At 66.9% G+C, this 11669-nt stretch carries 11 protein-coding genes; 7 read left to right on the top strand and 4 right to left on the bottom strand.

What is annotated here, in order from left to right; translation table 11 throughout:
- Positions 1-61: 61 nt before the first annotated feature.
- The gene (murA, locus tag CMC5_RS05755; protein ID WP_050429468.1) at positions 62-1330 is read left to right on the top strand and encodes a UDP-N-acetylglucosamine 1-carboxyvinyltransferase; all 1269 of its coding nucleotides are present in this window, start codon (positions 62-64) and stop codon (positions 1328-1330) included.
- A 237-nt stretch (positions 1331-1567) separates the two neighbouring features.
- Positions 1568-2764 carry a hypothetical protein gene (locus tag CMC5_RS05750; protein WP_050429467.1) on the top strand — a complete coding sequence of 399 codons (1197 nt, stop codon included), beginning with the start codon at positions 1568-1570 and terminating at the stop codon, positions 2762-2764.
- 73 nt (positions 2765-2837) lie between these two features.
- Here the strand turns inward: CMC5_RS05750 and CMC5_RS05745 are convergent, their stop codons facing one another.
- Positions 2838-3620, bottom strand: a complete 783-nt coding sequence (locus CMC5_RS05745; protein ID WP_156338247.1) for a formylglycine-generating enzyme family protein — start codon at positions 3618-3620, stop codon at positions 2838-2840.
- Positions 3621-3954: 334 nt separating this feature from the next.
- On the opposite strand from CMC5_RS05745, the gene sucC reads away from it, so the two are divergent.
- From sucC to CMC5_RS05730, 3 genes are all read left to right on the top strand, one after another.
- Complete coding sequence (sucC, locus tag CMC5_RS05740; RefSeq protein ID WP_050435733.1) at positions 3955-5145, top strand: ADP-forming succinate--CoA ligase subunit beta; 1191 nt, start codon at positions 3955-3957, stop codon at positions 5143-5145.
- 21 nt (positions 5146-5166) lie between these two features.
- Positions 5167-6048 (top strand): succinate--CoA ligase subunit alpha, encoded by an 882-nt coding sequence (gene sucD, locus CMC5_RS05735; protein ID WP_050429465.1) that lies wholly within the window; start codon positions 5167-5169, stop codon positions 6046-6048.
- A 234-nt stretch (positions 6049-6282) separates the two neighbouring features.
- Positions 6283-6789, top strand: coding sequence for a hypothetical protein (locus CMC5_RS05730; RefSeq protein WP_156338245.1), 507 nt, complete (start codon positions 6283-6285; stop codon positions 6787-6789).
- Positions 6790-6804: 15 nt separating this feature from the next.
- Here the strand turns inward: CMC5_RS05730 and CMC5_RS05725 are convergent, their stop codons facing one another.
- Both CMC5_RS05725 and fumC read right to left on the bottom strand, forming a co-directional pair.
- Complete coding sequence (locus CMC5_RS05725; protein ID WP_050429463.1) at positions 6805-7494, bottom strand: ROK family protein; 690 nt, start codon at positions 7492-7494, stop codon at positions 6805-6807.
- A 16-nt stretch (positions 7495-7510) separates the two neighbouring features.
- Positions 7511-8899, bottom strand: a complete 1389-nt coding sequence (fumC, locus tag CMC5_RS05720) for a class II fumarate hydratase (protein ID WP_050429462.1) — start codon at positions 8897-8899, stop codon at positions 7511-7513.
- Positions 8900-9059: 160 nt separating this feature from the next.
- Here fumC and CMC5_RS05715 point away from each other — a divergent pair, with 160 nt between their 5' ends.
- Positions 9060-10064, top strand: coding sequence for a fatty acid desaturase family protein (locus CMC5_RS05715; protein ID WP_050429461.1), 1005 nt, complete (start codon positions 9060-9062; stop codon positions 10062-10064).
- Positions 10065-10203: 139 nt separating this feature from the next.
- Positions 10204-11103 (top strand): phosphate/phosphite/phosphonate ABC transporter substrate-binding protein, encoded by a 900-nt coding sequence (locus CMC5_RS05710; protein WP_050429460.1) that lies wholly within the window; start codon positions 10204-10206, stop codon positions 11101-11103.
- A gap of 37 nt (positions 11104-11140) precedes the next feature.
- Here the strand turns inward: CMC5_RS05710 and CMC5_RS46365 are convergent, their stop codons facing one another.
- Positions 11141-11623, bottom strand: coding sequence for a hypothetical protein (locus tag CMC5_RS46365; RefSeq protein WP_179955510.1), 483 nt, complete (start codon positions 11621-11623; stop codon positions 11141-11143).
- Between the last annotated feature and the right edge of the window lie 46 nt (positions 11624-11669).

Here is an 11669-nt window from a genome sequence, read left to right as displayed (position 1 = left end):
CGTTCCGCGAAGGAGCGCCCAAAACGTGCCTTTTCGGGCCAGCTATGACATAGCGGCTCTCATGGACGCCATCCGCATCCGGGGAGGGCAGCGCCTCTCCGGCAAGATTCACGTCAGCGGAGCAAAGAATGCCGCTCTGCCGATCCTGTGCGCCACGCTCCTGTCCGATGGCGAGAGCCTGCTCCGGAACGTCCCGGCGCTCCGTGACATCGACACCACGGCGGCGCTGCTCCGGTTCCTCGGCAGGCCTGTGGACTGCGCGCCGCCCCTGGTACGGGTGGATGCTGGGTCCCAGGTCCGGCCCGAGGCCCCTTACGAGCTGGTCAAGCAGATGCGCGCCAGCGTGCTCGTCCTGGGCCCCCTCCTGGCGCGCCACGGACGCGCCAAAGTCTCCCTCCCGGGTGGCTGCCAGATCGGCACCCGACCCGTGGATCAACACCTCAAGGGACTCGAAGCCATGGGTGCCACCATCCGGCTCGAGCGGGGGTACATCGTCGCCGAATGCAAGCGCCTTCGCGGCTCCGAGGTCGTCTTCGACCTCCCGACGGTGACCGGCACCGAGAACCTGATGATGGCCGCCGCACTGGCCAAAGGCCGGACCACGCTCGTCAACTGCGCGCGAGAGCCTGAAGTCGAAGAGCTGGGCCGTGTGCTCAACAAGATGGGCGCTCGCGTCAGCGGCGCTGGCACGGACGTCATCCACATCGAAGGCGCCGACGAACTCGAGCCGTTCGACCACGCCATCATCTCCGACCGCATCGAGGCGGGGACCTACATGGTCGCGGCAGCGGCGGCAGGCGGCGACGTCCTGCTCGAAGGAGCGCCGCTCGAAGACCTGGAGGCCGTCGCCGCAAAGCTCCGCCAGGCAGGCGTGGAGGTCGGCCGGGAAGGAGATTGCGTCCGCATTCGCCGCGACGCGGACCGCCCTCTCCGACCCGTCGACATCACCACCGCCCCGCACCCGGGCTTCCCCACCGACATGCAGGCGCAGTTCATGGTCCTCATGTGTCTTGCACGAGGAACATCACGCATCGCCGAGACGATCTTCGAGAACCGCTTCATGCACGTCCCCGAGCTCGTGCGCATGGGCGCTCAGATCGACGTCGATGGCCACACGGCGCACGTACACGGAGGCCACCCGCTCTCGGGTGCCTCGGTGATGGCCACCGACCTGCGCGCCAGCGCCTCTCTCATCATCGCGGGACTGGTCGCCGCAGAGGAGACCGAGGTGCTCCGCGTCTACCACCTCGACCGGGGGTACGAGCACATGGAACGCAAACTGGCGCAGCTCGGTGCTGATACCGTGCGCGTGAGCCAGCGCGACGGCTGAACGTCGGGCTACGTCAATTCGACGAACGTGGCCTGCCGTCGGCAAATTCAGCGCGCAGCATAGAATTGAACAAAGCAGCGGCGCTGCTCGTTGCTGTGCAGAGACTGCTTAAGCTTACATCGCATCTCACTCGAACCGTCGAGCACGCAAATGGGGTCATTTCCCTTGCTCGGCAGGCGCTGGTTTGCCTACCCTGCATGGCGAAGGAGGTTCGCACTGCTACCCCTCGCACATGCAATGCCTGCCGACATCGATTTCTGGCTCGGCGGCGGCTCTTCCATGCTGGTAGCGGCGGAACGCTACCCCACGGGTACCGGCCCTGAAAGCTTCTCGGCGCACGCTCAAGCCGAGATCGCTTTTCGGATGGAAAGTGGGCCCTGGTATGTCCGGGTGGACTTCGATGTGCAGCTTGCATCGAATGACTCGATCAAGCCACTCGGCGGCTTCTGGAGTTCACCCCCTTGGTCTGAACTCGAGCCAGGCTTCAAGATTGGACCTCCCGAATGGGCAATGGTCCAGTACAGCCTCGACAAGCTGCGGATCCGCGGTGGCATCGTCACCAGCATGATCGGCCTGGAAGACTGGGACCCCTGGGTCAACCCATTTCCCACCCGATCCCTCAATTACAACGTCACACCAGGCCGGACAGTTGGGCTGGAGCTGGCGTGGGCATTCGATAATGGCTACGAGATCTTCGCATTCGGCGGCTGCGATCTCGATTGGGCCGACTGTTTCCCGCACGACTTCGATGGGGATGGCGTCAACGAGATCGAAGCCTGGGCTGGAATGAAGGCCGGCTTTGGCATCACGACCCTCCAGGAGCACTTTTCCACCTGGTCGGGCTTCTCGGCGATGCCCAATCTGAAGTTCTACGGCTTCAACATCAATCTCGAATTCTATCCCCACGAGTACCTGACCATCGACATCGAGGCCGCGCCTTCCCTCATCGGCTCGTTCGAGGAAGCCACGCTGGACAAGTACTATTTCAACCTGATCACCGGAGTGACGCTCAACGTACTGCCCTCCGAGCCGATCCACCCGATGTTCCGCATCCATGGCGCGATCGATCCCGACAATCGGTCCCTCTGGGGGTATTACCCAGCCTACGACGGAATCGTCCCCGATATCGTGGCCAGCGCGGGAGTCTCCGCGGCGATCTTCGACGGCTTCAAAGTCGGCCTGGAAGCAAAGGTCTCTCGCTACAACTTCGGCACCGTGCCGGGCCTTTACACGGGCGTGAGCTTTGCACGACCCGAACCGCCGCCCTACAGCGCTCGTTATGAGGAAGAGGGCGAAGAGGCGGCCGAGACCCCCGCGGAGGCAGCCCGCCGTGCCAGAGCGGCGGCAACGGCTGCTCGACGTCCCCGCCCGCTGTCCACGGCGAGCCCGTTCGGGCAAAGCGCGGGTCGCTCCATGGCGACGCGCTACCGCTGATCCCTCAACGCTCCCTCGACGGATGGGTGCTGCACTCCCGCAGCGCCCACCCTGATGACGAAACGCCCGTCAGCTAACGGCGCCCAGCCTGCGGAGGCGGCACCCAGGGAGTCGGCCCCGTGGTCGTCTCCGTATCGGGCGCGGCGTCCGCACAGCAGCGGAACGAGATGAAGTAGTAGGTGAACTCCGGCGCGTGGCTGGTCGTCATCGGCCGGCAGGCGTTGCGCACGTGACCCCAAGCGCCCCCCTTCAGTCCCGCCCACCGCGATCGACCTCGAGGCTCTTCGGCGTGAACCCACTCGTCGAGATTGCCGGTCAGATCGTGAACACCGAAGCCGCTCACGCAGCCCTTCTTCGCACCACTCGGCACGCTCTGGTCCAGCCGAAGGAGCTCGGGGCCGCGGATGGCAGGATCGGTCGCGTAAATCCTGGCGAGGCTCGGCTCACGCCACGGGTTGTCGATGTTGCACTGCGCCGGGTCGCGCTTGAGCCCGTAAGGAAAGGGTAGCTTCTCTGGCCCCTCGCACGCCGCGACCCACTCACTCTCCCAGCAGAGTCGCTTCCCGAGAGCAGCGCAGGCATCCACCGCGTCGTACGCGCTCACCATCACCGGCGGATGTCCCCCTTCCTGGTTGGGGTACTCGTACCGATCGATGCAGAAACGTTGCCGCCTCGGCCTCTCGAGACACACCTGACCAGGCGCGAACTCGTGGCAGATCGTGATCCGGTTGGCCTTGTTGTACTCCTGCTTCACGCACTCGAGCTGGACCTTCGGACAGGTCATCGTGTCGATGAAGACCATCCCCTCCGGGCACATCGACGGCGCCTGCGGCAGAGCCTCAGATGCCTCTTCCACCGGCACCGGCACCGGCACCGGCGCCGAGGCCGTGGCCTCAGGTGGCGCGACACGACGAGCGGCCGTCTCGTCACGAACCGTCGAAGCGGCCCCAACCGCCGGCGGATGGGGCTCTGGCGCGCCACCGCAATGAGCGAGGGGAGCGAGGGCGGCGATTGCCATGCAGGTGCGCGCGAGCCCGGCAAAGACAGAGGAACTCCACCATCGCACGCGCCCGCACCAGCTCGCGCCCTCAGCAGCCCGCCGCCGAACACGGGCCAGTGTCGATCTCGTCACGCGGCCGTTCCTCCTGCCCTGCGGGCACCTCGACTGTGCTAGCGTCGCGCCCTCTCTCATGAAAATCCACGAGTATCAAGGCAAGCAGATCTTCGCCCGATACGGCGTCCCCGTGCCGAAGGGCGAGGCCGCGTTCAACGTCGGCGACGTGGGACCCATCGCGGAGCGGCTCATCGCGGAGACAGGCAACTCCACGGTCGTCGTGAAGGCGCAGGTCCACGCAGGAGGTCGCGGCAAGGGCGGCGGCGTCAAGGTCGCGCGCGGCGGTGCCGCAGAGGCCACAACGCTCGCAGAGAAAATCCTGGGCATGCAGCTCATCACGCCGCAGACCGGCCCCGAGGGGCAGAAGGTCCGGCGGCTCTACATCGAGCAAGGGCTCGACATCGACCGCGAGCTTTACCTCGCCCTGCTGGTCGATCGCGATCTCCGCCGGATCGCGATCATCGCCTCCACCGCTGGCGGCATGGACATCGAGGAGGTCGCGCACAGCACCCCCGAGAAGATCATCCGGATCCACGTCGACCCGGTCCTCGGCCTCTCCGGCTTCCAGATCCGACAGCTCGCGTTCGCGCTCGACCTCGGAGCCAAGGAGCTGCAGCGCAAGTTCCACAAGCTCATGACGTCGCTCTACACGGCCTTCGTCGGCGAGGACTGCTCGCTGCTCGAGATCAACCCGCTCGTCGTCACCAAGTCCGGTGACATCGTCGCGCTCGACGCGAAGATCACCTTCGACGACAACGCCTCGTTCCGTCATCCCGAGTGGGACAGCCTGCAGGATCCCGACGAGGAAGATCCCGTCGAGCTGGAGGCCAAGAAGGCCGGCCTCTCCTATGTCTCGCTGGAAGGCGACATCGGCTGCCTGGTGAACGGCGCCGGCCTCGCCATGGCGACCATGGACATCATCCTGCACTACGGCGGTCGCCCCGCGAACTTCCTCGACGTCGGCGGCGGCGCCACGCAGGAGCAGGTGAGCAAGGCGTTCCAGATGATCCTCAGCAGCAAGGACGTTCGCGGCATCTTCGTGAACATCTTCGGCGGGATCATGCGCTGCGACGTCGTGGCGGGCGGCATCATCGCGGCCACCAAGGAGCTGGGGCTCAAGGTCCCGCTGGTCGTGCGGCTCGAGGGTACGAACGTCGAGCTGGGCCGCAAGATGCTCGACGAGAGTGGCCTCGCCATCCAGTCTGCGTCGTCGATGTCCGACGGTGCTCAGAAGATCGTGGCCGCGACCCGCGCGGCGAAGGCTTGAGATCAGGAGAATGAGTCAGCGATGAGCATCCTCGTCAACAAGGACACGCGGGTCGTTTTCCAGGGCATCACGGGCGCCTTCGGCTCGCAGCACGCCCGGGCCTGCATCGAGTACGGCACCAAGGTGGTCGCGGGCGTCGTCCCTGGCCGCGGAGGGCAGCGCTTCGAAGACAAGGTCCCGATCTACGACACGGTCGCGCAGGCCGTGCGCAGCGAAGGGGCGGATGTCTCCTGCATCTTCGTCCCGCCTCCCGGCGCCGCCGACGCGATCGCCGAGGCCGCCGAAGCTGGCTGCCGCGTCGTCATCTGCATCACCGAGGGCGTCCCGGTCCTCGACATGGTGAAGATCCGCCGCTTCCTCGAGGGCAAGTCCACCATCCTCGTCGGCCCGAACTGTCCAGGCGTCATCACGCCGGGCGAGTGCAAGATCGGCATCATGCCGGGCCACATCCACAAGAAGGGCAACATCGGCGTCGTCTCGCGATCGGGCACCTTGACCTACGAGGCCGTCGGGCAGCTCTCCGCCCTCGGCATCGGACAGTCCACCTGCGTCGGCATCGGCGGCGATCCCGTCGCGGGCCTCGACTTCATCGACGTCCTCAAGCTCTACAACGAGGATCCCGAGACGCACGGCGTCATCCTGATCGGCGAGATCGGCGGGACCGCAGAGCAGCGCGCCGCCGAGTGGATCAAGAACAACATGAAGAAGCCCGTGGCCGGCTTCATCGCGGGCCGCACCGCACCGCCCGGCAAGCGCATGGGACACGCCGGCGCGATCATCGCGGGTGGCCAGGGCACGGCGGCCGAGAAGACCGCGGCCCTCGAAGCCGCTGGCGTGCTCGTCTCGCCGAGCCCTGCCGAGATGGGTGTCACCTTGCAGAAGGCCATGGCCGCGCGCGGCTGATCGCGCACGGTCGCTCCCTTCCTTCACGGACGCATCCGGCCATGTCTTTTCGACGCTCAGGCCGGAAGCTCCCCTTCCCCTGGCCGACTTCCAGCCTATTCTAGTTGTAGCCCGGCCGTAGTGGGTCACCGCCCACCTCGACTGGGCTTGGCAACCGGCATGGTCCGGGCTGCCAGCCTCCACGAACTGGGTCTCACCCGTGCGCCTGCGGGCGCTCGAAAAGGAGGTAGGCGCATGGTAGGTGCGAGCAGGACACTCGGTCTGGCGCTCTTCGCAGCGGCACTTGCAGGTGCCGGAATGGCCGCTGCGCAGACGGAAAAGACGCTGGTGGGTCCCACCAAACCAGCAGCTCCAGCGGCAACGGTCCCCAGCGAGCAACGCGTCAAGCTCCAAGGCGACTCGGTCCTCGAAGGGATCCCCCCCAGACAGCTCGGCCGCGACTGGGTCGAGGTCGTAGAGGACGTGCGGCAACAACTCAGCGCCGCCCAGCAAGCCGCCGCAGCGGTGCCTCCGCAGGAGGAACCAGCACGGGAGCCCTCACCCGAGGCGCAGGCGAATCCCGGTGAGCCCGGCGCCCCCGCGCAGGTCCCCGAGCCCAACACCACGACCCTGCATCACTGGCGAACCGTGCGCGTGTTCGCCGAGCCAGTCGTGTTCCGAGAGCGGAGCACCACCTTCGGCCGGTGGGACACCGGCGTGCTCCCCGGCCTCGGCGTGCGCTTCCCCCTCCCCCCTCCCTGACCCGACGGCCCCCGCTCAGTCCCAGAGCTTCGTCCCGCCGAGCAGCCCGGCCATGTTGTCGATCACGACCACATGCTCCGGGAGCCCGTCCGGATCCACATGGCGCGCGTTTCCACCCCCCACGTACAGGCGCCGGTAATTGAAGATCGGTTCCAGCTGGGCGATCACCTGACGCACCCGCTTGTTCCACCGCGCGTGCCCGATGCGCTTGCGCTCCGCATTGCAGACCCGCTCTTCGTACGTCTTCCCTTTCCGGAACGGGTGATGCCCGAGCTCCAGGTTGGGGACCAGTTTGCCCTCGATGTAGAGCGCCGCCCCCATCCCGGTCCCGAGCGTGATCAACATCTCCAGCCCCTGCCCCTGGATGACGTCGAGCCCCTGGATGTCGGCATCGTTGGCCACGCGCACCGGCCGCCCCACGCGCTTCGCGACCTCCTGGCCCAGCGGAAACCCGCTCCACGCCGCGTGATCCAGGTTGAAGGCCGTGTGGATCACCCCATCCACCACCACCCCCGGGAACCCGATCGACACCCGCTCGAAATCCCCCTGCGACTTGATCACGTCCGACAGGACCCGCAGCACGGCCTCCGGCGTCGCAGGTCGCGGCGTCGGCAACCGCAGCCGCTCCGTGAGCGGCCCTCCCGTCGCGTCGACAACGATTCCCTTGATGCCCGACCCACCGACATCGATACAGAGTGTCCGCATAGCCTCTCCGAGCTCGCTATCCGGGCCCGATCATATCCTCCGGCCTCACGATCGCGTCGAACTCCTCTCCCGAGAGGATCCCGAGCGCGATGGCCGCCTCGCGCAGCGTGATCCTGTCGGTGTGCGCCTTGCGCGCGATCTTCGCCGCCGCGTCGTACCCCGTCTTCGGCGTCAGCGCCGTCACCAGCATCAAGCTCTCCCGCACCCCGCGCGCGATGCGATCCAGATCCGGCTCGATCCCACGAGCGCACCGCTCTTCGAAGGACAGCATCGCGTCCGCCAGCAGCCGGATGGACTGCAACACGTTGTGGATGATCACCGGCTTCAGCACGTTCAGCTCCAGGTTTCCGCTCGCGCCACCGATCCCCACCGCGACATCGTTCCCGAGCACCTGGCAGCAGACCATGATCATCGCCTCGCACTGCGTCGGGTTCACCTTGCCCGGCATGATGGAGCTGCCCGGTTCGTTCTCAGGCAGCATGAGCTCCCCGAGCCCACAGCGCGGACCACTCGCGAGCCACCGGACATCATTGGCGATCTTCATCAAGCTCGCGGCGAGGGTCCGGAGCGCACCATGCGCGAGGAGCAGCGCATCGTGCGATGCGAGCGCCTGGAACTTGTTCGGCGCCGTCACGAAACCTCGACCGGACAGCGTCGCGATCTGCGCCGCCACGCGCACCGCGTACTCCGGATGCGCATTGAGCCCCGTCCCCACCGCCGTCCCACCGAGCGCCAGCTCGTGAAGCCCGGGCAGCGCGCGCTCCACCCCCGCGATGCAAGCATCGAGCTGCGCCACCCAGCCCGAGAACTCCTGCCCCAGCGTCAGCGGCGTCGCATCCTGCAGGTGCGTCCGACCGATCTTCACCACATCGCGAAACGCCTCACTCTTCTCGGCGAGCGTCGCTCGAAGCACACGCGCCGCGGGCAGAAGGTGATCCTCGACCTGGAGCGCGGCGGCCACGTGCATCGCCGTCGGGAAGACGTCGTTCGAACTCTGCGACCGGTTCACGTCATCGTTCGGGTGGACCGGCTTCTTCGACCCCTTCACACCACCCGCCAGCTCGATCGCACGGTTCGCGATCACCTCGTTGACATTCATGTTCGTCTGCGTGCCGCTGCCGGTCTGCCAGACGACGAGCGGAAAGTGGTCGTCGAGCTGCCCCGAGATCACCTCGTCCGCCGCCGCGACGATGAGGTTCAACTTCACTTCGGGCAGAAGCCCGAGGTCGTGGTTGACCATCGCCGCCGCCTTCTTGACGAGGCCCAGCGCGGCCACCATCTCGCGGGGAAATCGCTCACGCCCGATGGGGAAGTTCTGCAACGAGCGCTGCGTCTGGGCGCCCCAGTACTTCCCGTCGTCCACCTCGATCGGCCCAAAGCTGTCGGTCTCGGTCCGGGTCGGCATCCGTGGGGTCTACCGGCAAACGGGCGCCGCCTCAAGGCGGCTGCGTAGTTCGATTCGCGCTCACGACCTTGCTGAAGCGCCGGTCCATTCTTGTCTTCTCGGGGCGCATTTGAGAAGTTCCGCCCCGCGCTGGGGGAGCGCCGTCGTAAGGAGCCGAATCATGGCCGGAATGGAAGCGGTACCGCAGGAGCTGTTGCGTCGAGCTTACGAGAGAAAGCCCCTGCATCTGCTGAAGATCCCGCTTCACTTCGCACTCTGGGGTGCGGCGACGTGGGTCCTCTATGCAACGCGGGATCACGCCTTCGCCATCCCCATCGGCCTCCTGATCGGGTTCTTCATCGCCAACCTGATCCGCGGTCTCGGCGCCATCGCGCACGACGCGGTCCATGGCAACTGCGCCCGCTCGAAGCGCCTCTCGTACCTCATCGCGCTGGTCTGCTGGGCGCCGAGCGGCATGAGCGTCACGCTCTACCGCAACTACCACCTGCACCATCACCGCATCACGAACAGCTACCCTGACGTCGACAACTTCGTCGTCACGGACTACACGCGCAACCCGCTGCTCGCGAAGATCCTCCTGCTGGTCGTCTACTCGTTCGCGTACCCCATCTACTTCGCGACCCAGATGTCGCGGTACGTGAAGCGTCTCAGCGCGTGGCAGCGCGTGCAGATGGTCCTCGAGCTGGTCGGCTGGTGGGCCATCATCGCCACCGCCTTCTACCTGCTGCCGCTCCAGGTCTTCGTCTTCTTCTACGGCGTGCCGTTCCTCTTCGGCGCCGCGCTCGCCAGCCTCACGTCGATGATCGAGCACTACGAGATGCTCCCTCACGACGACGACGCCTACAGCTCACGCACCTACGGCACGAGCGCGCACTTCTTCAACTTCCTCTGGAACAACGTCAGCTACCACAACGAGCACCACAAGTACCCCGGCATCCCCTTCTACAACCTGCGCAGCTTCCACGAAGCGGCGTACCCGTACTACGAGGAGCGGGTGAAGGCGGAGTGTTACCCTGGCGTGCTCGCCATCGCCTTCCACCTCTACGGCCGCATCCTGAAGCTCGACGTCACCAAGCTCGACGCTCGCTACCAGGGCCTCAACAAAGACGCCGAGCGCTCGCGGCTGATGGCGCTCAACGGCATCCAGCCGGGCGTCACCGCCTGAGCCTCCCCGACCGAGCCTCCCCGACCCGCACGATCAGTTCCACGAACGACGAAACTCGACGATCAGCGCTCCCCCGTGACGGCTTGACCGGAGCGGGGTCGCGCGCAATCTTGCACCGCCGGCGACCGGAGCCGGACCCATGAACAGAACCACGGTACGGCTGGATATCCGGCTCGGAGTCGCCCCAGCCCCCGAAGACGCTGCAGGCCCCTCCAGCGTCGTCCTCTCCACCACGGAACGACAACCACCTGGCGCTCGCTGGACACCACAGCCAGGACCGGCACTCGACCGGTTCTGCGCCGCCCTCGGCAAGACCGCTGGCTACCCGGTCGTCATGCACGACCTGGCCGACTACGGAGACCTCATCGACGCGCTCTACGCCGGCGACGTGGACATCGCGTGGTTGCCACCGATCATCGCCCTCCGGGCCACCGCACGAGGCCGCGCGATCCCCATCGCGCTGCCCATGCGCGGAGGGACGGCGTTCTACGCCACCGCACTGTTCACCCATCCCAGCTCGCGCATCCGCGACCTCGCGCAGCTCCGCGGCGCCCACGCCGCCTGGGTCGATCAGAGCAGCGCCGCTGGCTACCTCGTCATCCGCGCCTCACTGCGCCAGCGCGGCATCGACCTGAACCGCCTGTTCGCGAGCGAGACCTTCTACGGCTCGCACGCCGCCGTGGGCAAAGCCGTCCTCGAAGGCGCAGCCGACGTCGGCGCCTCCTTCGTCCACCTCGACCCCCGTCGCAGCCGCCCTCGACGCGCAGGCTGGGGTGACGTCCCCGTGCGCATGCTCGCCACCGCGGGCCCCATCCCCAGCGACATGATCGCCGCCACGGTGCGCACCCCCGTCGAGAAGATCCGCGCCGTCCAGACGGCGCTCCTCCATCCATCGGACGAACTACGCGTCGCCGCGACGGCGCTGCTCGGGGCCGAGGGCTTCATCGAGGTCACCTCGGAGCACCTCGCGCCCATCCAGGATCTCCTCGATCACCTGGACGAACGCATCGAGCACACCCCGATCCCCGGTCGGGGGTGATTCCCCCCGACCACGGGACGCCGGGGGCGCCCAGGGCTCACTGCACGCCGGGAATGCAGACGCCCGCCGCACAGCCGAAGCCTGCGTTGCAGTCGGTGCTGGCCGCGCAGGGGAAGGAGCAACGGCCCGTCTGCAGGTTGCACTTGTGCGTGCCGCAGGTGACGTCGCTCTGACAAGGCAACGCCAGCGGATTGGCCGGAGCCGCGGCCGGCGCAGTCGCCGTGGGCGCCGGTTGGCCGTAAGGCTGCTGCCCGTACGGCTGCTGCTGCCCATACGGTTGCTGCTGCCCATACGGTTGCTGCTGCCCGTACGGCTGCTGCTGCCCGTACGGCTGCTGCTGCCCGTACGGCTGCTGCCCGTACGGCTGCTGCCCCGCCTGACCGTACGCGTTCCCCTGGACCTGAGCGCCGGCCGGATCGTCCGCATCCCGCCCGCGACAGCCGATCGACGTCACGGTGAACGCGCCGACCACGACGACCATCAAGCTTCCCAGGATTCGCGAAGAAATGGCTCGCTTCATGAAGTTCTCCCACCGGTGCAGAGGCTGAGCCCCCTGCCTGCAATGG

It is taken from the genome of Chondromyces crocatus, assembly GCF_001189295.1.
Lineage (GTDB): Bacteria > Myxococcota_A > Polyangia > Polyangiales > Polyangiaceae > Chondromyces > Chondromyces crocatus.
This window is presented reverse-complemented; position numbering and strand designations above follow the sequence as displayed.